Origin of the sequence: Streptomyces sp. NPDC048295, assembly GCF_040652135.1 — a bacterium.
Lineage (GTDB): Bacteria > Actinomycetota > Actinomycetes > Streptomycetales > Streptomycetaceae > Streptomyces.
On record NZ_JBEZLL010000003.1, the window covers coordinates 332694 to 358132 of the forward strand.

The 25439-nt window shown below is 72.8% G+C and carries 28 protein-coding genes; 20 read left to right on the forward strand and 8 right to left on the reverse strand.

What is annotated here, in order from left to right; all coding sequences use genetic code 11:
- Positions 1-37: 37 nt before the first annotated feature.
- The 3 genes from coaA to AB0D53_RS06165 form a co-directional block, all read right to left on the reverse strand.
- Complete coding sequence (gene coaA / locus AB0D53_RS06155; protein ID WP_362440732.1) at positions 38-1033, reverse strand: type I pantothenate kinase; 996 nt, start codon at positions 1031-1033, stop codon at positions 38-40.
- An 86-nt stretch (positions 1034-1119) separates the two neighbouring features.
- Complete coding sequence (locus AB0D53_RS06160; RefSeq protein WP_362440735.1) at positions 1120-1716, reverse strand: hypothetical protein; 597 nt, start codon at positions 1714-1716, stop codon at positions 1120-1122.
- A 154-nt stretch (positions 1717-1870) separates the two neighbouring features.
- On the reverse strand, positions 1871-2488 hold the full coding sequence (locus AB0D53_RS06165; protein ID WP_362440738.1) for a hypothetical protein: 618 nt from the start codon (positions 2486-2488) through the stop codon (positions 1871-1873).
- Positions 2489-2710: 222 nt separating this feature from the next.
- Here AB0D53_RS06165 and glmS point away from each other — a divergent pair, with 222 nt between their 5' ends.
- From glmS to AB0D53_RS06205, 8 genes are all read left to right on the forward strand, one after another.
- Entirely contained in the window at positions 2711-4558 is a 1848-nt protein-coding gene (gene glmS, locus AB0D53_RS06170) for a glutamine--fructose-6-phosphate transaminase (isomerizing) (RefSeq protein ID WP_362440741.1), read from the forward strand.
- 21 nt (positions 4559-4579) lie between these two features.
- Positions 4580-4987, forward strand: a complete 408-nt coding sequence (locus AB0D53_RS06175; protein WP_329818666.1) for a holo-ACP synthase — start codon at positions 4580-4582, stop codon at positions 4985-4987.
- A gap of 4 nt (positions 4988-4991) precedes the next feature.
- The gene (locus AB0D53_RS06180) at positions 4992-6443 is read left to right on the forward strand and encodes an NAD(P)H-hydrate dehydratase (protein ID WP_362440744.1); all 1452 of its coding nucleotides are present in this window, start codon (positions 4992-4994) and stop codon (positions 6441-6443) included.
- 50 nt (positions 6444-6493) lie between these two features.
- Entirely contained in the window at positions 6494-6880 is a 387-nt protein-coding gene (locus AB0D53_RS06185) for a DUF488 family protein (protein ID WP_362440747.1), read from the forward strand.
- Positions 6881-6942: 62 nt separating this feature from the next.
- Positions 6943-8097: an alanine racemase gene (gene alr / locus AB0D53_RS06190; RefSeq protein ID WP_362440750.1), complete on the forward strand. Its 1155-nt coding sequence runs from the start codon at positions 6943-6945 to the stop codon at positions 8095-8097.
- Between the two features lie 93 nt (positions 8098-8190).
- Complete coding sequence (locus tag AB0D53_RS06195) at positions 8191-9447, forward strand: alpha/beta hydrolase (protein ID WP_362440753.1); 1257 nt, start codon at positions 8191-8193, stop codon at positions 9445-9447.
- Positions 9416-9946, forward strand: a complete 531-nt coding sequence (gene tsaE, locus AB0D53_RS06200; protein WP_362440756.1) for a tRNA (adenosine(37)-N6)-threonylcarbamoyltransferase complex ATPase subunit type 1 TsaE — start codon at positions 9416-9418, stop codon at positions 9944-9946. The genes AB0D53_RS06195 and tsaE overlap by 32 nt, the downstream gene beginning before the upstream one ends.
- Positions 9947-10076: 130 nt before the next feature.
- Complete coding sequence (locus AB0D53_RS06205) at positions 10077-10286, forward strand: hypothetical protein (RefSeq protein ID WP_362440759.1); 210 nt, start codon at positions 10077-10079, stop codon at positions 10284-10286.
- Positions 10287-10310: 24 nt separating this feature from the next.
- On the opposite strand, the gene AB0D53_RS06210 is transcribed toward AB0D53_RS06205, so the two are convergent.
- Positions 10311-10868: a L,D-transpeptidase gene (locus tag AB0D53_RS06210; RefSeq protein WP_362440762.1), complete on the reverse strand. Its 558-nt coding sequence runs from the start codon at positions 10866-10868 to the stop codon at positions 10311-10313.
- A gap of 153 nt (positions 10869-11021) precedes the next feature.
- On the opposite strand from AB0D53_RS06210, the gene tsaB reads away from it, so the two are divergent.
- Genes tsaB through AB0D53_RS06230 form a run of 4 tightly spaced genes read left to right on the forward strand, consistent with a single transcriptional unit; the run spans position 11022 to position 13565 of the window.
- A complete protein-coding gene (tsaB, locus tag AB0D53_RS06215; protein WP_329818676.1) occupies positions 11022-11684 on the forward strand; it encodes a tRNA (adenosine(37)-N6)-threonylcarbamoyltransferase complex dimerization subunit type 1 TsaB in 663 nt (220 codons plus the stop codon).
- Positions 11681-12196, forward strand: coding sequence for a ribosomal protein S18-alanine N-acetyltransferase (gene rimI, locus AB0D53_RS06220; RefSeq protein ID WP_329818677.1), 516 nt, complete (start codon positions 11681-11683; stop codon positions 12194-12196). The genes tsaB and rimI overlap by 4 nt, the downstream gene beginning before the upstream one ends.
- Positions 12196-13302 (forward strand): tRNA (adenosine(37)-N6)-threonylcarbamoyltransferase complex transferase subunit TsaD, encoded by a 1107-nt coding sequence (gene tsaD, locus AB0D53_RS06225; RefSeq protein WP_362440767.1) that lies wholly within the window; start codon positions 12196-12198, stop codon positions 13300-13302. The genes rimI and tsaD overlap by 1 nt, the downstream gene beginning before the upstream one ends.
- A complete protein-coding gene (locus tag AB0D53_RS06230) occupies positions 13299-13565 on the forward strand; it encodes a hypothetical protein (RefSeq protein ID WP_362440770.1) in 267 nt (88 codons plus the stop codon). Before tsaD ends, AB0D53_RS06230 begins: the two co-directional genes overlap by 4 nt.
- Before the next feature lie 30 nt (positions 13566-13595).
- On the opposite strand, the gene AB0D53_RS06235 is transcribed toward AB0D53_RS06230, so the two are convergent.
- Entirely contained in the window at positions 13596-14288 is a 693-nt protein-coding gene (locus tag AB0D53_RS06235; protein WP_362441052.1) for a helix-turn-helix domain-containing protein, read from the reverse strand.
- A gap of 219 nt (positions 14289-14507) precedes the next feature.
- On the opposite strand from AB0D53_RS06235, the gene AB0D53_RS06240 reads away from it, so the two are divergent.
- The 5 genes from AB0D53_RS06240 (at position 14508) to AB0D53_RS06260 (ending at position 19070) form a co-directional block, all read left to right on the forward strand.
- Positions 14508-16130 (forward strand): MFS transporter, encoded by a 1623-nt coding sequence (locus tag AB0D53_RS06240; protein WP_362441055.1) that lies wholly within the window; start codon positions 14508-14510, stop codon positions 16128-16130.
- Positions 16131-16171: 41 nt separating this feature from the next.
- Positions 16172-16537, forward strand: a complete 366-nt coding sequence (locus AB0D53_RS06245) for a YciI family protein (RefSeq protein ID WP_362440773.1) — start codon at positions 16172-16174, stop codon at positions 16535-16537.
- Between the two features lie 87 nt (positions 16538-16624).
- Complete coding sequence (locus tag AB0D53_RS06250; protein ID WP_362440776.1) at positions 16625-17890, forward strand: sigma-70 family RNA polymerase sigma factor; 1266 nt, start codon at positions 16625-16627, stop codon at positions 17888-17890.
- 98 nt (positions 17891-17988) lie between these two features.
- Positions 17989-18654 (forward strand): hypothetical protein, encoded by a 666-nt coding sequence (locus tag AB0D53_RS06255; RefSeq protein ID WP_362440779.1) that lies wholly within the window; start codon positions 17989-17991, stop codon positions 18652-18654.
- A 50-nt stretch (positions 18655-18704) separates the two neighbouring features.
- Positions 18705-19070 (forward strand): hypothetical protein, encoded by a 366-nt coding sequence (locus tag AB0D53_RS06260; protein WP_329818684.1) that lies wholly within the window; start codon positions 18705-18707, stop codon positions 19068-19070.
- 16 nt (positions 19071-19086) lie between these two features.
- Here the strand turns inward: AB0D53_RS06260 and AB0D53_RS06265 are convergent, their stop codons facing one another.
- On the reverse strand, positions 19087-20379 hold the full coding sequence (locus AB0D53_RS06265; protein WP_362440783.1) for a class I SAM-dependent methyltransferase: 1293 nt from the start codon (positions 20377-20379) through the stop codon (positions 19087-19089).
- Between the two features lie 115 nt (positions 20380-20494).
- On the opposite strand from AB0D53_RS06265, the gene AB0D53_RS06270 reads away from it, so the two are divergent.
- Positions 20495-21502, forward strand: coding sequence for a polysaccharide deacetylase family protein (locus AB0D53_RS06270; protein WP_362440786.1), 1008 nt, complete (start codon positions 20495-20497; stop codon positions 21500-21502).
- A gap of 205 nt (positions 21503-21707) precedes the next feature.
- Here AB0D53_RS06270 and AB0D53_RS06275 read toward each other — a convergent pair whose 3' ends face one another.
- Positions 21708-22184, reverse strand: a complete 477-nt coding sequence (locus AB0D53_RS06275) for a DUF6234 family protein (RefSeq protein ID WP_362440789.1) — start codon at positions 22182-22184, stop codon at positions 21708-21710.
- 316 nt (positions 22185-22500) lie between these two features.
- On the opposite strand from AB0D53_RS06275, the gene groES reads away from it, so the two are divergent.
- Together groES and groL are read left to right on the forward strand one after the other, a co-directional pair.
- Positions 22501-22809, forward strand: coding sequence for a co-chaperone GroES (gene groES / locus AB0D53_RS06280; protein WP_018101172.1), 309 nt, complete (start codon positions 22501-22503; stop codon positions 22807-22809).
- Between the two features lie 98 nt (positions 22810-22907).
- A complete protein-coding gene (gene groL, locus AB0D53_RS06285) occupies positions 22908-24533 on the forward strand; it encodes a chaperonin GroEL (RefSeq protein WP_093540721.1) in 1626 nt (541 codons plus the stop codon).
- 80 nt (positions 24534-24613) lie between these two features.
- Here the strand turns inward: groL and AB0D53_RS06290 are convergent, their stop codons facing one another.
- Complete coding sequence (locus tag AB0D53_RS06290; RefSeq protein ID WP_362440792.1) at positions 24614-25327, reverse strand: ester cyclase; 714 nt, start codon at positions 25325-25327, stop codon at positions 24614-24616.
- Positions 25328-25439: the final 112 nt, after the last annotated feature.

Below are 25439 nucleotides of genomic sequence, written 5' to 3' on the forward strand. Positions count from 1 at the left end.
GTGGCCACTCCCAGGGGGCTCGCGGACTCGGAGGCTGTCAGAGTTTGCGCAGTGACAGGCGCTGGACCTTGTGGTCCGGGCCCTTGCGCAGCACCAGGGTGGCACGGCCCCGGGTGGGCGCCACATTCTCCACCAGATTGGGCTTGTTGATGGTCCGCCACATCGTCGCCGCGTACTCCATGGCCTCCTCCTCGGAGACCTGGGTGTACTTGCGGAAGTACGAGAAGGGGTTCTGGAACGCCGTCTCCCGCAGCTTCCGGAACCGGTCGAGATACCAGCTCTCGATGTCCTCGGTGCGCGCGTCCACGTACACGCTGAAGTCGAAGTAGTCGGCGAGCCCGACCCTGGTCCGGCCGTCCTTGCCGGGCATCGCGGGCTGAAGCACATTCAGCCCCTCGACGATCAGGATGTCCGGGCGGCGTACGGTGAGCCGCTCGTCCGGCACGATGTCGTAGATCAGGTGCGAGTAGACCGGCGCCGTCACCTCGTCCTTGCCGGCCTTGATGTCGGCGACGAACCGGGTCAGGGCGCGCCGGTCGTACGACTCGGGGAACCCCTTGCGCGACATCAGGCCGCGGGCCCGGAGCTCCTTCATCGGCAGCAGGAACCCGTCCGTGGTCACCAGCTCCACGCGCGGATGCTCGGGCCAGCGGGCCAGCAGCGCCTGGAGGATGCGCGCGGTGGTGGACTTGCCGACCGCGACACTGCCCGCGACGCCTATGACGAACGGGGTGCCGCGCTGCGCGCCGTGGCCGCCGCCCGCGTCCCCGAGGAAGGTGTTCAGGGCGCCGCGCAGACCCGAGGTGGCCTGGACGTAGAGGTTGAGGAGCCGGGAGAGCGGCAGATAGACGTCCCGTACCTCGTCGAGGTCGATGACATCGCCGAGTCCGCGCAGCTGCTCCACCTCGTCGGCGGTCAGCGGGAGCGGCGTCTTGTCGCGCAGGGCGCTCCACTCGGCGCGGGACAGGTCGACGTACGGCGTCGCCGCATGCTCGGCGCGTCGGTGGGTGCTCCGTGGCGGCGAAGTGATCACGGGTTCATTGTTGCGGGAGTTTCCACGCGGTGGAGGGTGGGCTCGGTCACGTGGGGGAGGGGGAACAGGGGTACCGTCGCCGTCGCTCACGGCCGTGCGCCCGCCTTCCTCAGCACACAGAGCTCTCCGCTGTCGGGGTCGCCGATGAAGGTCCACAGGAGAGGGGAATCGGCTTTGCCCCTGGCGGTGAGCTGTCCGCTGACACGGCCGGGGGCGAATGAGGTGGACAGCTCCGTCGCACGGTCCCGGGTCGTGTTCACGACGGACTCCCAGGTGCCGGGCCCGGTCATGGTGGAGGGGAAGCCGAATCCGGAGCTGTCGCCGGTGCGGGAGTCCGTGTAGTCGCCGCAGACGTGCGTGGCGCTGAAGGTGCCGTCCTCGGCGAGGACGAGCCGGCCGCCCTGTCCGTCCTGCCAGACGCCCACCAGTTGACTGTGCGTCAGCACGAGTGGCGGGCCGTCCGGTTCCGGGGGGATGTTCACGAAGCGCAGCAGGATCACCAGGGCGAGCAGTCCCACGGGGACGAGCACCAGGAGGACCGCCCCGACGCCCAGCCCCAGTGCGACGGCGGCCCCGTTCGACATCCCGCGCCGGGGCGGCGGCGGGCCCGGGAACGGCCGGGAGGGCCGGAGGTCCCAGGGCGGGCGCCGCGGCGGTGTGACCGGCCCTTCGGCATCCGACACGCGCCCCACCCCCGAATTCCCGTCCCGCCGACCGGAATCGGTGCCGGTCGGCGGCGACGCCATGATGCACCCGGGGCCACCCGCCGCCGACGGCGGGGTCCGGTGTCCGCTCCCCGGCGGCGGACACCGGACCCGGCTCACGGTCTCCGCGGGATCAGGGCTTCTCGCCCTCGGCGTCGACGACGGCGGCCTCGACCCGGGCGTCGCCGGTCAGGATCCGTCCCGCCCTGAAACCGGACGCCGGGCCCTGCGCCTTGCCGCTGGAGAGTTCGTACGTGTAGTCCTCGGTGACCACGAAGCGCTGACCCACGTGGCCGGAGTCGTGCGGGTCGGGCAGGATCTCCCGCTGTTCGTGGCCGCTGTCCTCCTTCCGGGTGATGGCGATGGCCTCGCGCCCGGCCGCGTCCTTCACCAGGTGGCCGGTGACCCGCACGCCGGGGATGGTGGCCATGGCGCGGTGGATCCGGGCGAGGGCGGCCGGAGCGACCGGGCAGGCCTCGGCCATCGGTCCGATCGCGCGGAAGCTGTGCTGTGCCCTGCCCTCGGGCGGGCCGTCGGCCGTGCGGCCGGTCGGACAGAACGAGCGGATCGTCGTCGGCAGCCGCGCCGGGTCGTCGGGCAGCGTGTTCGCGTCCCGGTGGACCTCAGGTGCCGTGCGGGAGTCCTCGTCCTTGCCGTTCCCGGCCGCGGCGGAGCTGTCGTACGGCACCCGGTCGGGCTCGTACGTGACGGGGCCGCTGACCCCGGAGTCGTCGTGGAGCAGCTGCCGCACCGGGCTCGCGTCCGCGGCGGGCGGACCGCCGGCGCCGCGCGGTGCGGGGAGCGTGCCCTTCGCGGGCGGGCATGGGCCGAGGACAGGGCCTGCGGACCCGGCGGGGCGGCTGGGTCCGGGGCCCGGCCGCCCGCCGCTCGCCCCACACCGTCCTCCCTGCCGCCCCGTTCGCCTTCTGCGACGATGCGAAGAAGAGGGGTAGATGGCCAGGAAGGGAACGGTATGTGTGGAATCGTCGGTTACGTCGGAGGGCAGTCGGCGCAGGACGTCGTCGTTGCGGGTCTCAAGCGCCTTGAGTACCGGGGCTACGACTCGGCGGGCCTCGCCGTGCTCGCGGACGGCGGCCTGGCCGCCGCCAAGAAGGCCGGCAAGCTCGTCAATCTGGAGAAGGCGCTGGCCGAGGCACCGCTCCCGGCCGGGACCACCGGGATCGGACACACCCGCTGGGCCACCCACGGCGCCCCCACCGACACCAATGCCCACCCGCACCTCGACAACGCGGGCCGCGTCGCCGTCGTGCACAACGGGATCATCGAGAACTTCGCCGCCCTGCGCGCCGAACTCGCCGAGCGCGGCCATGAGCTGGCCTCCGAGACCGACACCGAGGTCGTCGCCCATCTGCTGGCCGAGGCGTACTCCTCCTGCGCCGACCCGGCGGAGGCGATGCGGCAGGTCTGCCGCCGGCTGGAGGGCGCGTTCACCCTCGTCGCCGTGCACGCGGACACGCCCGGCACCGTGGTCGGGGCCCGGCGCAACTCGCCGCTCGTGGTGGGGGTGGGTGAGGGCGAAGCGTTCCTGGCCTCCGACGTCGCCGCGTTCATCGCGCACACCCGCTCCGCGATCGAGCTGGGCCAGGACCAGGTGGTCGAGCTGCGCCGCGAGGGGGTCACCGTCACCGACTTCGACGGGCGGCCCGCCGAGGTCCGTGAGTACCACGTGGACTGGGACGTCTCCGCCGCCGAGAAGGGCGGCCACGACTACTTCATGCTCAAGGAGATCGCCGAACAGCCCAAAGCCGTCGCCGACACGCTCCTCGGCCGGATCGACGGCTCGGGCTCGCTCCGCCTCGACGAGGTGCGCATCCCGCCGCACGAGCTGCGCGAGGTCGACAAGGTCGTCATCGTGGCCTGCGGCACCGCCTTCCACTCCGGGATGATCGCCAAGTACGCCATCGAGCACTGGACCCGCATCCCCTGCGAGACCGAGCTGGCCAGCGAGTTCCGCTACCGCGACCCGATCCTCGACCAGCGCACCCTGGTCGTCGCGATCTCGCAGTCCGGCGAGACGATGGACACCCTGATGGCCCTGCGGCACGCCCGGGAACAGGGCGCCAAGGTCCTCGCCATCTGCAACACGAACGGCTCCACCATCCCCCGGGAGTCCGACGCCGTGCTCTACACGCATGCCGGGCCCGAGGTCGCCGTCGCCTCCACCAAGGCCTTCCTCACCCAGCTGGTCGCCTGCTACCTCGTCGCCCTGTACCTCGGACAGATCCGGGGGACGAAGTGGGGCGACGAGATCCGCACCGTCATCCGCCAGCTCTCCGAGATCTCCGGCGCCGTCGAGAAGGTCCTGGGGACCATGGAGCCGGTACGCGAACTCGCCCGCTCCCTCGCCGGTCACGACACCGTGCTCTTCCTGGGCCGCCACGTCGGCTATCCGGTGGCCCTGGAAGGCGCGTTGAAGCTCAAGGAGCTCGCGTACATGCACGCCGAGGGCTTCGCCGCCGGTGAGCTCAAGCACGGCCCGATCGCGCTCATCGAGAACGGCCTCCCGGTCGTCGTGGTGGTGCCGTCGCCGCGCGGCCGGTCACTGCTGCACGACAAGGTCGTGTCGAACATCCAGGAGATCAGGGCCCGCGGCGCCCGCACCGTCGTCATCGCCGAGGAGGGCGACGAGGCGGTCGTCCCGTACGCCGACCATCTGATCCGGATTCCCGTGACGCCCACGCTGCTCCAGCCGCTGGTGTCGACCGTGCCCTTGCAGGTCTTCGCCTGCGAACTGGCGACGGCACGCGGCAACGACGTGGACCAGCCGCGCAATCTCGCGAAGTCCGTGACCGTGGAGTGATCCCCGGTCCGGCTAGCTTGCATGCATGCAAGCAAGTCGGCGAGGGATGAGGGAACACGCGTGATCATCGGGGTCGGGATCGACGTGGCCGAGATCGAACGGTTCGACGCGGCACTGGAACGTACGCCGCAGATGGCCGAGCGGCTCTTCTTGGAGCGGGAGTTGCTGCTGCCCAGCGGCGAGCGGCGCGGCATCGCCTCGCTCGCCGCCCGGTTCGCGGCGAAGGAGGCCCTCGCGAAGGCGCTCGGCGCGCCCGCCGGGCTGCTCTGGACGGACGCCGAGGTGTACGTCGAGGACAGCGGGCAGCCCCGGCTGCGGGTCCGCGGCACCGTCGCCGCCCGCGCCGCCGAGCTGGGCGTACGGCACTGGCACGTCTCGCTCAGCCATGACGCGGGGGTGGCGTCGGCCGTGGTGATCGCGGAGGGTTGAGCACATGCGTACCGCCTACAGCGTCGATACCGTACGGGCCGCCGAGCGGGCCCTGATGTCCCGGCTGCCCGAGGGCGCGCTGATGCAGCGCGCCGCCGCCGGACTCGCCGCGGCCTGCGCCGATGTGCTGCGGCGGCGCGGCCGGGTGTACGGGTCCCGGGTCGTCCTCCTCGTCGGCAGCGGCGACAACGGGGGCGACGCGCTGTACGCGGGTGCCCGGCTCGCCCGCCGGGGCGCCGGGGTGCGCGCCGTGCTCACCGCGCCGGACCGCGTCCACAAGGGCGGCCTCGCGGCCCTCCTCGCGGCCGGCGGACGGATCGCCGAGGGCGCGGACGCCTGGGGCGGCCACATCGATCTCGTGGTGGACGGGATCACCGGCATCGGCGGACGGGGCGGGCTGCGGCCGGACGCCGCCGAGCTGGTGCGGGCCCTCGCGGCGACCGGCGCGCCGCTCGTCGCCGTCGACCTGCCCAGCGGCGTCGAGGCCGGCACCGGCGAGGTGCTCGGCGAGGCGGTGCGCGCCGATGTGACCGTCACCTTCGGCACGTACAAGCCGGGCCTGCTCGTCGACCCGGCCGCCGAACGGGCCGGCGCGCTGCACCTCGTCGACATCGGGCTCGGGCCCGAACTGCCCGGGGTACCCGAGCTGGAGGTGCTCCAGTACGCGGACGTCGCGGCCCTGCTGCCCGTCCCGGGGGCCGAGAGCGACAAGTACCGGCGCGGGGTCGTCGGAGTCGTCGCCGGTTCCGCGCGCTACCCGGGGGCGGCGGTGCTGGCCGTCTCCGGGGCGCTGCGGGGCGGCGCGGGGGCCGTGCGGTACGTCGGCCCGGGCGCGGCCGCGGTGATCGCCCGTCACCCGGAGACGCTGGTCCACGCGGGGCCGCCGTCGAAGGCGGGGCGGGTGCAGGCCTGGGTCGTCGGGCCCGGACTCGGCGACGGCGCGGAGGCCGCCGAGGCGGTCCGGGACGTGCTGGCGGCCGATGTCGCGGTGCTGGTGGACGCGGACGGGCTGCGGCTGCTGGACGCCGGTGCCGTGCGCGCGCGCACCGCGCCGACCGTGCTCACCCCGCACGCCGGCGAGGCCGCCGCGCTGCTCGGCGTCCCGCGCGAGGAGGTCGAGGCGGGCCGGCTCGCCGCGGTACGGGAACTGGCCGCCCGCTACCGTGCCACGGTCCTGCTCAAGGGCTCGACGACCCTGGTCGCCGGTGACGGCCCGGACACACCCGTACGGGTCAATCCCACCGGCACCTCCTGGCTGGCCACGGCAGGCAGCGGCGACGTCCTCTCCGGGCTGACCGGCTCCCTGCTCGCCGCGGGCCTCGCCCCGCGCGACGCCGCGTCGGCCGGCGCCCATCTGCACGGACTCGCCGCCCGCCACGCCTCCGACGGCTCGCCCGTCGCCGCGCAGGACGTCGCGGAGGCGATCCCGGTGGCGTGGCGGGACGTACGGGCCTGAGTGATCATGGGCCCGGCGGGGACCGACCGCAGCCGACAGGAGGGCCGACCGTGGGCAGCAGCAGCGACGTACGCGTACGCCGGGTGTACGAGCCGAAGGAGGACGGCGACGGCACCCGCGTCCTCGTCGACCGGCTCTGGCCGCGCGGCGAGTCCAAGGAGAAGGCCGCGATCGACAAGTGGCTCAAGGACATCACCCCGTCGAACGAGCTCCGCGACTGGTACCACGAGGACCGCACCGAGACCCGCTACGACGAGTTCGTCGAGCGCTACCGCACCGAACTGGCCGACCCCGCCCACACGGCGGCCGTCCATGAACTGGTCGAACTGGTCCGGGCGGGCGGCCCGGTGACCCTGGTCACCGCCGTCAAGGACGTACCGCACAGCCATGTCCCGGTCATCGTCGACCAGCTGGAACACGAGCTGCGCCGTCGCTGAGGGGCTGTCGGGTGACCTGCCGCCCGAGGGCGCTGCCGTACGCCTCTGAGAGACTGGGCGCGATGAACGAGACTGCGTCCTTGAGAGCCCGTGCCGAGATCGACCTCGACGCACTGCGCGCCAACGTGCGTGTGCTGCGCGCGCGGGCGGGCGGCGCGCAGCTCATGGCCGTCGTCAAGTCCGACGCCTACGGGCACGGCGCGGTGCCCTGCGCCCGCGCCGCGCTGGAGGCCGGGGCGACCTGGCTGGGCACCGCGACGCCGCAGGAGGCGCTCGCCCTGCGGGCGGCCGGACTCGGCGGCCGGGTGATGTGCTGGCTGTGGACCCCGGGCGGCCCCTGGCGCGAGGCCGTCGAGGCCGACATCGATGTATCGGTGAGCGGGATGTGGGCCCTGCGCGAGGTCGTCGCCGCCGCCACGGAGGCGGGCATCCCGGCCCGGATCCAGCTCAAGGCGGACACCGGCCTCGGGCGCAACGGCTGCCAGCCCGCCGACTGGCCGGAGCTGGTCGCCGCCGCCCGGGCCGCGGAGGACGCGGGCACCGTCCGGATCACCGGCCTCTGGTCCCACTTCGCTTGCGCCGACGAGCCCGGCCACCCCTCCATCGCCGCCCAGCTGGCCGTGTTCCGGGACATGGTGGCGCACGCGGAGAAGGAGGGCGTCGACCCCGAGGTGCGCCACATGGCCAACTCCCCGGCGACGCTGACGATCCCCGAGGCGCACTTCGACCTCGTCCGGACCGGGATCGCGATGTACGGCATCTCGCCCAGCCCCGAGCTGGGCACCCCGGCCGACTTCGGGCTGCGCCCCGTCATGACGCTCGTCGCGTCGATCGCCCTGGTCAAGCAGGTGCCGGCCGGCCACGGGATCAGCTACGGCCACCACTACACGACCTCCGCCGAGACCACCCTGGGCCTGGTGCCGGTCGGCTACGCGGACGGCATCCCGCGCCACGCCTCCGGCCGCGCCCCGGTCCTGGTCGGCGGGGTCACCCGGCGGATCGCCGGCCGGGTGGCCATGGACCAGTTCGTCGTCGACCTCGACGGGGACGAGGTCGAGGTCGGCAGCGAGGCGGTGCTCTTCGGCCCGGGGGACCGGGGCGAGCCGAGCGCCGAGGACTGGGCGCAGGCCGCCGACACGATCGCGTACGAGATCGTCACCCGGATCGGCACCCGTGTACCGCGTGTGCATCTGCACGCGGTCCCGGCCGGGTCCTGACCGATCGCCCACCGCCGACCGGGCACGATCTGATCACGACCGGAACGGACCGGCCCTGACCTGACGGACACGAGCGACGAGGAGCGCGGCACGGTGAGCGAGATCAGCGCGGGGGACGCGGCGGCGACGGCCGCCGCTGCGGCGGCCGGCTGGCGCCGGGCGGGTATCGCCGGAGCCGCCATAGGCGTGATCGCGGCGGGCGCGGCGGCCGGTGTCGCGGTCGAGCGGCTCACCGTCGGCCGGGGCATGCGCAGGAGGGCCAGGCTGGCCCTGGACGCCACCGGGCCGTACGGCTCGCTGCGCGGACTGCCGGGCCGGGCCACCGCCGACGACGGCACCGAGCTGTACTACGAGGTCGACGAGGTCGAACCGGACGGCGCCACGGGGACCGCCGCGGGCGGGGCCGAGCCGGCCGGCTCCGGAACGCGCCGCCGCAGGCTCTTCGGCCGCAAGGATCCCGCGCAGGTGACCGTGGTCTTCAGCCACGGCTACTGCCTCAGCCAGGACTCCTGGCACTTCCAGCGGGCGGCGCTGCGCGGTCTGGTGCGCACCGTCCACTGGGACCAGCGCAGTCACGGCCGCTCCGAGCGGGGCCGGGCCCAGGCGGACGGGGTGACGGTCGGCATCGACCAGCTGGGCCGCGATCTGAAGGCGGTGATCGACGCGGCGGCCCCCGAGGGCAGGCTGGTGCTGGTCGGGCACTCGATGGGCGGCATGACGATGATGGCGCTCGCCGACCAGTTCCCCGCGCTGGTCCGGGACCGGGTCGCCGCCGTCGCCCTCGTCGGCACGTCGAGCGGGAAGCTCGGCGAGGTCAGTTTCGGGCTGCCGGTCGCGGGCGTGAACGCGGTGCGGCGGGTGCTGCCCGGGGTGCTGCGGGCGCTCGGTTCCCAGGCCGAGCTGGTGGAACGGGGCCGCCGGGCGACCGCCGACCTCTTCGCCGGGCTGATCAAGCGGTACTCGTTCGGTTCGCGGGACGTCGACCCGGCGGTGGAGCGGTTCGCCGAGCGGCTCATCGAGTCCACCCCGATCGATGTGGTCGCCGAGTTCTATCCGGCCTTCACCGAACACGACAAGAGCGGCGCGCTGCCCGCCTTCCGCGACATGCCGGTGCTGATCCTGGCGGGCGACAAGGACCTGGTGACGCCCAGCTCGCACAGCGAGACCATCGCGGACCAGCTCCCGGACGCGGAGCTGGTCATCGTCCCGGACGGGGGCCATCTGGTGATGCTGGAGCACCCCGAGACGGTCACGGACCGGATGGCGGACCTGCTGGTACGCGCCGGAGCCGTGCCGCCAACGGCTAACGTTGGCGGACATGGAAGCACCGCACAACAGCCTGGCGGCTGAGGCCACCGAGGGTGCCGCGCCGGGCACCGTCACCGTCGGCCTGGCCGTCGACTCCCCCGAACAGATGCAGGCGCTCGGCCGCCGGATCGCCGCGATCCTGAGGCCCGGCGATCTCGTGATGCTCACCGGCGAGCTCGGCGCCGGGAAGACGACGCTGACCCGGGGCCTCGGCGAGGGCCTCGGAGTGCGCGGCGCGGTCACGTCCCCCACCTTCGTGATCGCCCGTGTCCACCCGTCGCTGACCGGCGGTCCGGCACTGGTCCACGTCGACGCGTACCGCCTGGGCGGCGGTCTCGACGAGATGGAGGACCTGGACCTCGATGTGTCGCTGCCGGAGTCGGTGGTGGTCGTGGAGTGGGGCGACGGCAAGGTCGAGGAGCTCTCGGACGACCGCCTGCAGGTGGTGATCCACCGCGCGGTCGGCGACACGGACGACGAGCGGCGCGTGGTGACGCTGGTGGGGATCGGCGCGCGCTGGGCGGGACTGGGCGAGGTCTGAGCGCGGGGCCGGATTCCGACAGGCTGTCGGCAAATTGTTGCGCCGGGCGGTCCGGGCGTGGTCACATGGATGACGAGAGCTGGTTAGGCCTGCCTAACCACGCCTTCCGCCGGAGCCCCAGGAGGCATCCATGACGACGTCCGCCGAACGTGAAGTGCCGCCGCCGCCATCGATGAAGGACCTGCTGGCGGCCTGTGCCGCGGCCACGGCGGTTTCCACGCCGCCCCCGTCCGCGGACGCCGGTGAGGGCGAGGGCGAGAGGGAGGACGAGGGCGACGGAGCTCCGGCCGCCCCCGGGCCCCGCTCCGGATCCGATCTTCCCGGGCCCAGGGAGGCCTGAGGCGGCCCAGGGAGGCGCGGGGGCCTACGGGACGACGACGACCTTCGTGGTCACCATCGCGAAGTCCCACATCGCGTCCCCGTCGGCCCGGGACATCCGCACGCCACCCGTCTTCAGCGTCGGGTCCGGGCTCTCCATCGAGCCGTCCACCGCCGCGCTGAACCCGACGGACGCGTCGTCCACCATCGCGAACCGCACCACGTGCTCGATCATCACGCCGTCCGAGCCCTTGGTGGGGGTGCCCTGGCGGGTGTTCACCTGATAGGTCCCGGGCCGCGGGCTGAGCGCGCTCGGCATGACCTCGAAGGTCCGCTCCACCTTCCCGTCCGCGTCGACGAGCCACACGCGGCGGTCCTCCAGGGCGTACACGACCCGCTTCCCGGTGCCGGAGTGCGCCGGGAGCGCGGCCGGGCGCGACTTCTCCTTCGGCTTCGCGTGCTCGGTGGCGGTGGCGGAAGCCTTCGGTTTGGGGGCCGCCAGGTTGTCGGGGGCGTTCGCCGATGCCTGGAAGGCCAGGACGCCGACGGCGACGAGCGCCGCCGCAGTGAGCCCGGCCACGATTCCCGAGCTGCCCCTAGACACCGTGCGCGCCCCTTTCGCTTCCGTATGTCGTACAAGCGTTTAGCGTTTACGTCGTACCCGCGTGTGCACGGTGACGGTAGCAGCCGGGACCGGTCGTGCCGGGACGCCGTACGGGGCGCAGTGCCCCCGTCGGCGGAGCCGTAGGCTGTTTGCGTGCTCTTGCTCGCCGTGGATACCGCCACCCCCGCCGTCACCGTCGCCCTTCACGACGGGACCTCCGTCGTCGCCGAGTCCGGACAGGTCGACGCCCGAAGGCACGGGGAGCTGCTGCTGCCCGCCGTCGACCGGGTGCTCGCCGAGGCCGGCGTGAAACTCGACGCCGTGACGGACGTGGTCGTCGGCGTCGGCCCCGGACCGTACACCGGGCTCCGGGTCGGTCTGGTCACCGCCGCCACCTTCGGCTCCGCCCTCTCCGTCCCCGTGCACGGGCTGTGCACCCTGGACGGTCTCGCGTACGCAGCGGGCCGGGCCGGGCTGGAGGGCCCGTTCGCCGTCGCGACGGACGCCCGCCGCAAGGAGGTCTACTGGGCGAGATACGACGACCCGCGCACCCGGGTCACCGGGCCCGCCGTCGACCGGCCCGCCGACATCGCCGAACAGCTCGCCGGGCTTCCGGTCGTCGGAGCGGGCGCGGTGCTCTACCCCGAGGCGTTCCCGGACGCCCGGGAGCCCGAGCACGTCAGCGCCGGCGCGCTGGCCGCCCTCGCCGCCGAGCGGCTCGCCGCGGGCGCGGAGCTGCTGCCGCCGCAGCCGCTCTACCTCCGCAGGCCCGACGCCCAGGTGCCGAAGAACTACAAGGTGGTCACCCCGAAGTGACGAGCACGACTGCCGTTCTGCGCGAGATGCGCTGGTGGGACATCGATCCGGTGCTGGAGCTCGAACACGAGCTGTTCCCGGACGACGCCTGGTCAGCCGGCATGTTCTGGTCCGAGCTGGCGCACGCGCGCGGCCCCCGGGCCACCCGCCGCTATGTCGTCGCCGAGGACCTCGTCACCGGCCGGATCGTCGGCTACGCGGGCCTCGCCGCGGCCGGCGACCTCGCCGACGTGCAGACGATCGGGGTCACCCGCGACCACTGGGGCGGCGGCCTCGGCTCCGTGCTCCTCACCGACCTGCTGAAGCACGCCACGGCCTTCGAGTGCGCCGAGGTGCTGCTCGAAGTCCGCGTCGACAACACCCGGGCCCAGAAGCTGTACGAACGCTTCGGCTTCGAGCCGATCGGCTTCCGCCGCGGCTACTACCAGCCGGGGAACATCGACGCACTCGTCATGCGCCTCCACGTACAAGAGCACGTGCAAGAACACGTACAGGAAACAGAGACTGACTGATGGCTGACGAACCGCTCGTACTCGGCATCGAGACCTCCTGCGACGAGACCGGCGTCGGCATCGTCCGCGGTACGACGCTGCTGGCGGACGCCGTGGCGTCCAGCGTCGACACGCACGCCCGCTTCGGCGGCGTCGTCCCGGAGATCGCCTCCCGCGCCCATCTGGAGGCGATGGTCCCCACCATCGAGCGCGCCCTGAAGGAGGCCGGGATCAGCGCCCGCGACCTCGACGGCATCTCCGTCACCGCGGGCCCCGGGCTCGCGGGCGCGCTGCTGGTCGGCGTATCGGCGGCCAAGGCGTACGCGTACGCGCTGAACAAGCCGCTCTACGGGGTCAACCACCTCGCCTCGCACATCTGCGTCGACCAGCTGGAGCACGGCCCGCTGCCCGAGCCGACGATGGCGCTGCTGGTCAGCGGCGGCCACTCCTCGCTGCTGCTCGCGCCGGACATCACCAATGACGTACGGCCGCTGGGCGCGACCATCGACGACGCGGCGGGCGAGGCCTTCGACAAGATCGCCCGGGTGCTGGACCTGGGCTTCCCCGGCGGCCCGGTCATCGACCGGCTGGCGAGGGAGGGCGACCCGGCCGCGATCGCGTTCCCGCGCGGGCTCACCGGCTCGCGCGATGCCGCCTACGACTTCTCCTTCTCCGGTCTGAAGACCTCGGTGGCCCGCTGGATCGAGGCCAAGCGCGCGGCGGGCGAGGAGGTGCCGGTACGGGACGTGGCGGCGTCCTTCCAGGAGGCCGTCGTGGACGTGCTCACCCGCAAGGCCGTCCGGGCCTGCAAGGACGAGGGCGTCGACCACCTGATGATCGGTGGCGGGGTCGCGGCCAACTCGCGGCTGCGGGCGCTGGCCCAGGAGCGGTGCGAGCGGGCCGGCATCCGGCTGCGGGTGCCGCGCCCCGGGCTGTGCACGGACAACGGCGCGATGGTCGCGGCGCTGGGCGCGGAGATGGTCGCCCGCAACCGGCCGGCCTCGGACCTGGAGCTGTCCGCGGACTCCTCGCTGCCGGTGACCGACACCCATGTGCCGGGCGCCTCCGCACACGGCCACGACCACGACCACGTCCACGAGATCAGCAAGGACAACCTCTACTCATGACCGTCGCACTCATGTGGGAGGCCCGTGCCGTGGCGGGCCGGGGCGCCGAACTCCTGGAGTGGGCGCGGGCCCGGTCGGCCGAGCTGGCCCGTGAGCCGCTCCGCCGCGAGCTGCTGCGCGCCCCGCAGGACCGGGTCCTGGTCATCACCTGGTGGGTGGGGGAGTACGGCGACGAGCTGCCCGAACTCCCGGAGCCCGACGCCGAGCTGATCACCCGTCCGGTGCACCGCTGGCGCTTCGAGTCGCTGGGCAGCGGCTTCTAGGGAGCGGACCCGGCGCCGGCCGACCGCCCCTCAGCCGGTGGCGGTCGCCCGCTCGATCAGTCCCCGGACGATCGCGTCCAGTTCGTCCGCCACCTCGTAGTCGGCGGCGTACGCCCGCCACTCGTCCTTGATCGCGGCGAGCCGGGGCAGCGTCGCCGCGTCCTCCTCCGTCACCATCTCGGGGAAGCAGCGTCTGCCCGGAGGCGTCCGCGTACGGCGTTCGGCGGCCCGGCGGAAGACCAGGTCGCCGTAGACGTAACTCCAGATCGTCCGGTACGCGCGTACCGCCTGGGCGGGGGAGAGGCCGCAGGCGAGCGCCGAGTCGATGATCTCCTCGACCATCCACAGCGCGTTCTTGTCCGTCAGCTCGCCCAGCGCCAGGACGTCCAGCACCCACGGGAGCCGGGCCAGGATGCCGTGCATGTGCACGGCCACGACGAGCAGCCGCTCGCGCGGGTCCTCGGGCAGCTCGGGGCGGGGGAAGGCGGCCGCGGTGCCCGACAGGGTGAGCATCAGCAGCTCGTCCTTGTCCTGCACGTAGTGGTAGAGCGCCATCGGGGTGGAGCCGAGCTCCTTCGCCACCCGTCGCATGCTGAGGGCGTCCACGCCCTCTTCCTCGATGATGCGGCGCGCGGTGGCGACCATCGCGTCCGGGTCGAGCCTGCGTGGCCGCCCCACGGACCGCTTCGAAGGCGCCTGCTTCTTCGCAGGCGCCTTCTTTATGGGTGCCTGCTCCGTCGGTGCCTGCTTCTTCTCGGTCCCTGCCACCTCGGCATTGTCTCCCGTACCACTGCTCCCGCTCCTTCCCGGGGCCCCTCGCACGTAATTTCTATACGCGTATAGTAATGACTCGACCGTACGACCGCGAGGGAAGGGGACGTCGTGAGCGATCAGTCACGGCATACGCGTTGGCTGCTGGCGGTGGCTCTCACCGTGCAGTTCATGGTGGCGTTGGACATGTCCGTGGTGAACGTCGCGCTGCCGGACATGCGCGGCGATCTCGGCTTCACACCCCAGGGGCTGCTGTGGGTGGTGAACGCCTACGCGCTGGCCTTCGGCGGGCTGCTGATGCTCGGCGGGCGGCTCGCCGACCTGCTCGGCAGCCGCCGGATCCTGACGGCGGGCCTGGTGCTGTTCGGCGTGGCGAGCCTGGCGGGCGGACTCGCCCGGTCGCCGGGCGGGCTGATCGCCGCGCGGGCGGTGCAGGGGATCGGCGCCGCCGCGCTCGCCCCGGTCGCCTTCGCCCTGATCGCCCTGGCCTTCCCGGCCGGGCCCGCCCGTTCCCGCGCCCTGGGGCTGTGGGGCATGGCGGGCGCGGCGGGCGGCGCGGTCGGCGTGCTCGCGGGCGGGGTGCTCACCGATGCGGCGGGCTGGCGCGCGGTGATGCTGGTGAATGTGCCGATCGTGGGGTTCGCGCTGGTGGGGGCCGTGCGCAGCGGACTGCGGGGCGAGCCGGCCCGTGGCAGCGGCCGGCTCGACGTGGCGGGAGCGCTGCTGGCCACCGCGGGTACGACACTGCTGGTCCTCGGGCTCGTACGGACATCGGCCGACGCATGGGGGTCGGCCCGGACGCTGGGCACGCTCGGCGCCGCCGTGCTGCTGCTGACCGTCTTCCTCGTCGTCGAGCTGCGGGCCCGCACCCCGCTACTTCGTCCCGGGCTGCTGAGGGGGCGGCCGGTGCTGACCGCCAATGTCGTCTGCCTGCTGCTGAGCTCCGGGCAGTTCGCCGCGTTCTACTTCGTCTCGCTCTACATGCAGCAGGTGCTCGACTACGGGCCGACCGCCGCCGGAATCGCCTTCCTGCCGTTCTCGGCGGGCGTCGTCGCCGGCTCGCTCGTCGCCACCCGTACGGTCGCGGCGCTCGGCACCGGACGGCTGCTGGCGCTCGGCGGCTTCCTGGCCGCGCTCGGCCTGGCCGGATTCGCGGCGACGGCGCGGGCGGACGGCGGCTTCCTGTACTCGATCCTCGGCCCGTCCCTCGTCTGCAGCATCGGCATCGGGATGTGCTTCGTACCGCTCGGCACGGCGGCCACGACCGATGTGGCGCCCGAGGAGACGGGCATGGCCTCCGGGCTGCTGAACAGCTCCCGCCAGGTGGGCGGCTCGCTGGGGCTCGCGGTCCTGGTCACCGTCGCCGCCCGGGTCACCGGCGACGGGAACCGTCCGGCCGACCTGGCGGCCGGGTACTCGGCGGCGTTCTGGGTCTGCGCCGGGCTGCTCGCCGTCGCGGCACTGGTGGCCCTGGTGCTGCTCCCGGGACGGGGGCGGGAACGGGCGGCTGCGGCGGGGGCCGCGGCGACCGGCGCGGAGACGGCTGCGGCGACCGGCGCGGAGACGGCTGCGGCGAACGGCGCGGAGACGGCCGCGGCGAACGGCGCGGAGACGGCTGCGGCGAACGGCGCGGAGACGGCTGCGGTGACCGGCGCGGAGATGGCCGCGGTGACCGGCGCGGAGATGGCCGCGGTGACCGGCCCGGAGACCGCTCCGGTGGCCGGTCCGGAAATTTCTCAGAAGAATTTCCAGGGAACTGTCGATCCGGCCGGGTCCCGTTCGACGCAAGGGTGAGAGGCGGGGAAAGCCCCCGCCCGTTCGACCTGGGAGTCACCATGCCGCGCTTCATGTCACTGATCCGTATCGACGAGCAGAACCCCTTCGACGCCCCGGACCCCGATTTCGAGAAGCGCATGGGCGCCCTGTTCGAGGAGATCACCAAGGCGGGCGTCATGCTGGAGACGGCGGGGCTCACCCCCACCTCCCAGGGGACCAGGGTCACCTGGTCCGGCGGGAAGCTCACCCACACCGACGGGCCCTTCACCGAGACCAAGGAGGTCGTCGGCGGCTACGCCATCCTCCAGGTCAAGGACAAGGAGGAGGCCCTGGAATGGACCCGGCGCTTCCTGCGGTGCCACCCGGAGAACTGGACCGTGACCTCCGAGGTCCGCCAGATCGACGAGGCCACCCTGGGCGCCTGAGGGCCTGCCGCGTGGCCTCCGGCCGGGCGGCCACGCCCTGGTGCGCGTGCTTGCCGCGGCCCGGTACGGCTGCTGTGATGAGTGATCATGACGGCAGCAAACGCGACCGCGGCGGTCGAGGCGGTCTTCAGGATCGAGTCCGCGCGGATCATCGCGGGCGTCACCCGCATCGTGCGCGACGTCGGCATCGCCGAGGAACTCGCGCAGGACGCGCTGGTGGCCGCACTGGAACAGTGGCCGGAGTCAGGTGTCCCGGACCGGCCGGGCGCCTGGCTCATGGCCACCGCCAGGAACCGCGCGATCGATCTCGTACGCCGCAAGGAGACCTACGCGCGCAAGCTCGCCGAGGTGGGGCGGGCCCTTGAGGACGTGCCGCCGCCCGAGCCCGCCGCGGCGGACGACATCGATGACGACCTGCTCCGGCTGATCTTCACCGCCTGTCACCCGGTGCTCTCCACCGAGGCCCGGATCGCCCTCACCCTGCGGCTGCTCGGCGGCCTCACCACCGACGAGATCGCCCGGGCGTTCCTGGCCCCCGAACCGACCGTCGCCCAGCGCATCGTCCGGGCGAAACGGACCCTGGGCCGCGCGGGCATCCCCTTCGAGGTGCCGTACGGGCCGGAGCGCGCGGCCCGCCTCGGCTCCGTGCTCGAAGTGATCTACCTGATCTTCAACGAGGGGTACGCGGCGACCGCGGGCGACGACTGGCTGCGCCCGGCGCTGTGCGAGGACGCGCTGCGGCTGGCCCGGGTGCTCGCCGGTCTGATGGAGCGGGAGCCCGAGGTCCACGGACTGGCCGCGCTGCTGGAGTTCCAGGCCTCCCGCACCGCCGCCAGGACCGGGCCGGACGGTGCGCCGGTGCTGCTCGCCGACCAGAACCGGGCCCGCTGGGACCACCTGCTGGTGCGGCGCGGGGTCGCGGCCCTGGAGCGGGCCGTGGCGGCGACCGGGGAGGGCGCCGGGCTCGGCCCGTACACCGTGCAGGCCGCGATCGCCGCCTGTCACGCGCGGGCGGCGACGTACGCGGACACCGACTGGGCCACCATCGCCGCCCTCTACGACCGTCTCGCCGCGATCGCACCGTCCCCGGTCGTCGAACTGAACCGGGCCGTGGCGGTCTCGATGGCGCACGGCCCGGAGGCCGGTCTCGCCCTGGCCGACGCGCTGGCGGACGATCCGGCGCTCAAGGACTACCACCTGCTGCCCAGCGTCCGCGGCGATCTGCTCGCCAGGACGGGGCGCGAGGAGGAGGCCAGGGCGGAGTTCCTGCGGGCGGCCGCACTGACCCGCAACGAACGGGAACGGGCGATGCTCCTGGACCGCGCAGGGCATCCGGACCGCGACGGCCGTTGAGTCCCGGCCGCCGCACGGGCCGGCCGGGCTGCGCGGGCCGGGCCCGGAGCCGGTGCGCGACAACTGAGCCGGCCCGCGCGGTCGATAGGGTCTGCCCCATGTCTCGCCGCGCTCAACTGCCGCCGCCGCCACCGCCCGTGGAGATACGTTCCTGGCCCGACCGGAAGGCCCTGCTGACCGACCGGGCCGCGGTGCTCGGCATGTTGGTGAAGGCGCATCTCTCGCCGGGCCGGCTGGCGATGCTGTGGCTGTGGGGAGCGCTCTGCGCGCTCGGCTGGCTGCTGGTGGGCACGGCGCTGATCACCTTCGAGGAGTCCTACGACGTCATCAGCGCCGGGATCGGTGCGCTCCTCGCCGTCCTGGGCGTCGGCTGCGTGGTGCCCGCGGCCGTCCTCGTCGTCGTCGGCCTGCGCCGCGACATCAGGATCCGCCGGCTGCTCGACGCCTGGGGCGGCCTGGACCGCGATCCGGCGCGCGACGCGGCCCTGCGGATGCCGGGCGCCTCGCTCGCCTGGCTGCTGATGTCCTTCGCGCTCTGCGCGGCCGGGCTGTACACCTGCTTCGCGGTCCCGGCCGGCGGCACGCTGGAAGGAAGCGCCTACGGCCTGGCCGTCCTGGTCATGGGGCTCGGGCTGACCGGCTGGATCGTCGGACTCATCGGCCTCGTCAAGGCATTCGCCCACCGGCGCTGGGTGCTGCGGGTACTGGCCGGGGCGCCCGCCCCGGAGCCGCTGTTCTCCGTCGGGGGCGGTGCCCACCGCTGACCGCGGAACTATCCTGACGGGACACATGGGTCACGCCGGGGGAGGGCGACATGGAGTGGTACTGGTGGGTGCTCATCATCTTCTGGACGGGCGGCTTCGGATGGGCCGTCGACAACGTCCGTACGGCACTGCGCAATCGGCACGACCGCAAGCTGGAACTGCTGGAGGCCTCCAAGCAGGAGAGGCTGGCCCTCGAAGCGGCGAACAGGGCGCCGGAGCCGGTCTGCGGCTGCACGCACCATCTCGCCAAGCACGACAAGCAGGGCAAGTGCCATGAGCGGGTCGAGGTGCCGACGGCCTGGGACGAGTCCAAGAAGCCGGTCCGCTTCGAGTCCGGGCAGTGCAACTGCCAGCAGTACGTGGGCCCCCAGCCGCTCTCGCAGGTGTACGCGGACGAACTGACCGACCTCGCCTGACCGGCCGCCCGGCGCCTCAGGCCGGGCCGGTCAGCGGGTGGCCGATCAGCATCGTCGGCGCTCCGGCCACCCGGGTCAGGAAGACCGTCGCGGAGTTCGGCCCCTGGAGCTTCATCCGGCGTCGCAGCTCCTCCGGTTCGACCGCCGAGCCGCGCTTCTTGACGGTCAGTACGCCCACCTTCCGCTCCCGCAGCAGCGCCTTCAGCTTCTTCATGTTGAAGGGCAGCTCGTCGGTGATCCGGTACCCGGAGGTGTACGGGGACTCGTACGGCCGGTCGCTCGTGATGTACGCGATGGTCTCGTCGATCAGCCGGCCCTCGCACCGCGCGACGACGTCGGCGACCAGATGGGCGCGGATGACGGCGCCGTCCGGCTCGTACAGATAGCTGCCGACCGGACCGACGGGCGGGGCGGGCAGCGGGGCCCCGGACCACAGCGTGGCCCCGGCGGGGAGCACGGTGGCGCGGTACGAACCGGCCGCGAAGCCCTCGCCGAACCAGAGCACCGCCTCCTTCACGTCCCCGCCGTCCGAGATCCATTCGGCCTCCGCCTGCGCCGGGATCGCCTCGTGCGGGATGCCCGGAGCGATCTTCAGCGCGGCGCGGGGGGCCGCGAGCGCGGCGGCGGTCGCCCAGGAGAGCGGCGGCGAGTACGCCTCGGGGTCGAAGATCCTGCCCCTGCCGCCGCGCCGGGCCGGGTCGACGAAGACCGCGTCGTACGGCGTGGTGTCGATCTCGGCGACATCGGCGCACCGCACCTCGATCAGCCCGTCCAGCCCGAGCGCGGCGGCGTTGGCGCGGGCGACCTCGGCCGTCAGCGGGTCGCGGTCCACGGCGAGCACCGAGATGCCCGCCCGCGCGAGCGCGATCGCGTCGCCGCCGATCCCGCAGCAGAGGTCGGCGACCGAGCGCACCGCACCCGTCCCGGCGAACCGCCGCGCGCGATGGGCGGCCACCGACGTACGGGTCGCCTGCTCGACGCCGTTGGGCGTGAAGAACATCCGGTACGCGTCCTCGGCGCCGAACTTCGCCACCGCCCGCTGCCGCAGCCGCGCCTGCCCCAGCGCCGCCGACACCAGGGCGGCCGGGTGGGTGCGGCGCAGCCGGGTGGCGGTGGCGAGTTCCTGGGCGGGGTCGTACGACCGCAGCTCGTCCAGGAGCGCGGTGCCTTCGGGAGTGCGCAGGGCCAGGAAGGCGGCGAGGGGGTCTCCCCCGCTCGATCCGGGCCGGGAGCCCGGGGAAGGGGCGGGGGCGTCGGACCGGTCGTCGGCGGACGGGTCGTTCGGGGCGAAAGCGTTCACCCGCCCCATTGTGAGCCAGCCGGGTAGACCGGCGGGCCCGGCGGCGGTGTCGGGCCGGCGGGCCGGTCACGTACTGGCAGGATGCGACGCCATGCAACTTGTGCGACAAAAGGAAAAAATGACCATGAAACGGAGCGGATCGGCCACGCCCGATTCCGGGCGGAGGCGGCGCCCCGGCGGGCGCCGGCCCGCCTGCGCCGTCCTGGTCGCGCTCCTGGTCGCCGCGGCCGGCTCCGGCTGCGCCTCCGGGTCCGGCGGGCAGCCGGGCGACACCGAGCACCGGGACCGGCCGGCCGCCGGGCACCCGGGCGGGGACCCCGCCCCGGACCCCGCCGCCGGGCATCCGGGCGGCCCCGGCCGGCTCGCCGGCCAGGACCGCGCGCCCGGCGCCCATGAGAACGCGAAGTTCAGCCCGGCCGTGCGGGCGGCACTCGCCAAGAAGTGGGGGCTGGGGAAGCCGCCGCTGATCGCCCCGCGGCCGCCCGCCGTGAAGCCGCGCATCACCACCCGCGAGGGCTTCGAGGTGAAGGGTGGCGACGACTCGCTGCCGCCGGTCTTCACCACCGTCCCGACCAAGGACCGCGTCGTCTTCCTGACGATGGACGACGGCTCCGAGAAGGACCCCGAGCTCTTGCAGATGATGGACGAACTGGACATCCCGTACAGCGCGTTCCTCAGCGACTACGAGGTGAGCGACAACTACGGGTACTTCGGCGAGGCGCAGCGGCTGGGCGTCACCCTCAACAACCACACGCTCAACCACCCCTATCTGCCCGGCCTCTCGTACGCCGGGCAGAAGCGCGAGATCTGCGGCCAGCAGGAGATCATCGAGAAGCAGTTCGGGAAGCGGCCCAGGCTCTTCCGCCCGCCGTACGGCAACTACAACGGGGACACGCTCCGCATCGCGAAGTCCTGCGGGATCAAGGCCGTGCCCCTCTGGAACGCCGAGGCGTTCCCGGACCACATGGAGTGGCGCGAGGGGGACCAGGACCTGCACCCCGGCGACATCATCCTCACGCACTTCCGGGGCCGCGCGGAATGGGGCGGCAGCATGGCCGACCTGGTCCGGGCGGTCATGAAGACCGTCACGGACCGGGGCTACGCCGTGGCCCGCCTGGAGGACTACGTATGAGGGGCGCGCACCGGCTGCTGGCCGGACTGCTGGTGGCCGGTGCGCTGGTGGCCGCCACCGGCTGCGCCCAGTCGGTGGACCCGATCGAACGGCTGGGCCGCAAGGCCGCACAGCGGGTGCACCATCCGTCGCCCACGCCTGCGGCGGGTCCGTCGGCCCGCGGCGATCACGGCGAGCCGGGGTCGACGGTCGTGATCTCCTGCCGTCAGCCGCCGGAGTCCCGGCACTCGCGGCTGTCGCCGCCGCTGAGGCACTGGTGGCCGGTCCGGCCCGGATCGTCCGAGGGGGCGGGCGCGGGCGCCGGGTGCGAGCGGCGGTAGTCCCCGTGCCCGGCCTGCACCGTCACCATGCACAGCACCAGCGCCGCCAGCAGCTGGATCACTCCCGCCCAGGGCCAGTTGCTGCGGATCAGCACGACGCCGAACAGACAGGTCACCGCGGCGATCGCGCCGAAGACGAGGACGGGTGTCCAGTCCATCGGCGGTGGGCCTGCCGCCTTCGTGCCGCCGGGTTCCGTGCGCGAAAGGGCCAGTTGGAGGGCGGCGACCGCACAGATCAGTGCCTCCAGAAGGACCATCAGCAGTCCGAGCACCACATCGAGGCAGCCGTTCACGGCGCGCGACGCGTACGGCCGCGGCCCGGACCGCTGGTCCGGCCGTGGGGAGGGGGAAGGGCGGGTCATGTCCACACGGTCGTACGGAACGGACCGGTCCGTCCGTACGTTGTCCTCATGTTGTCCGGACTGTTGTCCGGACCGTGCCCCGGTCGTCGCCTCCAGGGCCGTCGGAGCCGCCCGCCGGCGACGCCACGATCGCTCGAATTGGCACTCCGCTTGACCGAGTGCTAATCGCGGTCATAGTCTCGGTGCTGGCACTCACCACTGGAGAGTGCCAGCAGTACTGCGCGACTGGCAGGTCCGGCACCCGCGACGACGGATCGACCTGGTCGCCACCCCAAGACTGTTACCCCGTGAGATCTCCGAAGGGGGAGACCGGATCGTGTCGACCGCCAGCTCCAAGGTTGCGATCAAGCCGCTCGAGGACCGCATTGTGGTCCAGCCGCTCGACGCCGAGCAGACCACGGCCTCCGGCCTGGTCATTCCGGACACCGCCAAGGAGAAGCCCCAGGAGGGCGTCGTCCTGGCCGTGGGCCCGGGCCGCTTCGAGAACGGCGAGCGCCTTCCGCTCGACGTCAAGACCGGCGACGTCGTGCTGTACAGCAAGTACGGCGGCACCGAGGTGAAGTACAACGGCGAGGAGTACCTCGTCCTCTCGGCTCGCGACGTGCTCGCGATCATCGAGAAGTAATTCACCCACGTTTGCTTCTGTTCTGCGCCCCTGGCCCCCGCGAATAACCAGCCGGGTGGTCGGGGGCGCAGTTCGTTCGAGAGGAAAGCTCAGCTCCCATGGCGAAGATCCTGAAGTTCGACGAGGACGCCCGTCGCGCCCTTGAGCGCGGCGTCAACAAGCTTGCCGACACGGTCAAGGTGACGATCGGCCCCAAGGGCCGCAACGTCGTCATCGACAAGAAGTTCGGCGCTCCCACCATCACCAACGACGGTGTCACCATCGCGCGCGAGGTCGAGCTCGACGACCCGTACGAGAACCTCGGTGCCCAGCTGGTGAAGGAGGTGGCGACCAAGACCAACGACGTCGCGGGTGACGGTACGACCACCGCCACCGTGCTCGCCCAGGCGCTCGTCCGCGAGGGCCTGCGCAACGTCGCCGCCGGTGCCTCCCCGGCCGCCCTGAAGAAGGGCATCGACGCCGCGGTCAAGGCCGTGTCCGAGGAGCTCCTCGCGACCGCCCGGCCGATCGACGACAAGACCGACATCGCCGCCGTGGCCGCGCTCTCCGCGCAGGACCCGCAGGTCGGCGAGCTCATCGCGGACGCGATGGACAAGGTCGGCAAGGACGGTGTCATCACCGTCGAGGAGTCCAACACCTTCGGTCTGGACCTCGACTTCACCGAGGGCATGGCCTTCGACAAGGGCTACCTGTCCCCGTACATGGTGACCGACCAGGAGCGTATGGAGGCCGTCCTCGACGACCCGTACATCCTGATCCACCAGGGCAAGATCGGCTCGATCCAGGAGCTGCTCCCGCTGCTGGAGAAGGTCATCCAGGCCGGTGGCTCCAAGCCGCTGCTGATCATCGCCGAGGACGTCGAGGGCGAGGCGCTGTCGACCCTCGTCGTCAACAAGATCCGTGGCACCTTCAACGCCGTCGCGGTGAAGGCCCCGGGCTTCGGTGACCGCCGCAAGGCCATGCTCGGCGACATCGCCACCCTCACCGGTGCGACCGTCATCGCCGAGGAGGTCGGCCTCAAGCTCGACCAGGCCGGTCTGGACGTGCTGGGCACCGCCCGCCGCGTCACCGTCTCCAAGGACGACACGACGATCGTGGACGGCGGCGGCGAGCCCGGCGACGTCAAGGGCCGGGTCAACCAGATCAAGGCCGAGATCGACGCCACCGACTCCGACTGGGACCGCGAGAAGCTCCAGGAGCGCCTCGCGAAGCTGGCCGGCGGCGTGTGCGTGATCCGTGTCGGTGCCGCCACCGAGGTGGAGCTCAAGGAGAAGAAGCACCGTCTGGAGGACGCCATCTCCGCGACCCGCGCCGCGGTCGAGGAGGGCATCGTCTCCGGTGGTGGCTCCGCTCTGGTCCACGCCGTCAAGGTCCTGGAGGGCAACCTCGACAAGACCGGCGACGAGGCCACCGGTGTCGCGGTCGTGCGCCGCGCCGCCGTCGAGCCGCTGCGCTGGATCGCCGAGAACGCCGGCCTCGAGGGCTACGTCATCACCTCGAAGGTCTCCGAGCTCGACAAGGGCCAGGGCTTCAACGCCGCGACCGGCGAGTACGGCGACCTGGTGAAGGCCGGCGTCATCGACCCGGTCAAGGTCACCCGCTCCGCGCTGGAGAACGCCGCGTCCATCGCGTCGCTGCTGCTCACGACCGAGACCCTGGTCGTCGAGAAGCCGGCCGAGGAGGAGGCCGAGGCCGCCCACGGCGGTCACGGCCACTCGCACTGACGCGTAGCCGTTCAGGGCGCACAGCCGCAGAAGGCCCCCTGTCCCACCGCTCGGCGGAGGGACAGGGGGCCTTCGGGCGTTCAGGCGCGCGCCGCGGTCCCGTCGAGGGCGCCCAGCTCGCGCATCAGGCCCATGAGGTCCTCGTGCCACCAGCCTTCCTTGATCCTGCCGTCCTCGAACCGGAAGATCGTGGTGCCGGTCATGACGCACTGCCTGCCCGTGGGGGCGATGCCCATGAACGCGCCCTTGTGGGTGCCGGTCCAGGTCCACAGCGTCACGACGTCGTCACCCCCGCAGATCTGCCGGTCCAGCTCGAAGGTGAAGTCGAAGGCGGCCCGCCAGCGGGCGACGTCGGCGCGCAGCCGGCCGGAACCGACCATGGTCCGTTCCGGCCTCGCGATGCCGTGGTCGGTGTAGTCGGCCGCGAACACCTCGTCGATGGCGTCGAGATGACCGCCGACGGCGATCTCGTGGAAGAAGCGGCGGGCCTGCGCCTGGTTCAGCTGCTCGTCGCGGACCACGTCGAGGTCGGTGAAGGAGGGCATGCCGTCGCAGAGCGCCACCATCTCCCGGAAGATCCGCTCGGTCTCGGGCAGCCCGGAATTCGCCATCGCGTCCTCGTACGACGGGAATTCGATGATCTCCACGTAGTGGGACCCGTCGGAGCGGTCCTTGCCGACCAGGCTGTGCGTGGCGGCCCGGGTGCCCCGGTTCTGCTCGGCCCAGCGGTCCATGAGACGGTCCATGTCCTCGAACCGCTCCGTCTTGCAGTCGATAACTTGTACGAATCTCATGGCATCTCCCGGTCGCACGTTCCGGATGGGATGCCTCCAGTCTAGTGAGGCAGGGGCTTTCCGACGGCTCGGGACGACCGGGCCCGCAGTGGTCCGAAGGCTCGGACGGAAC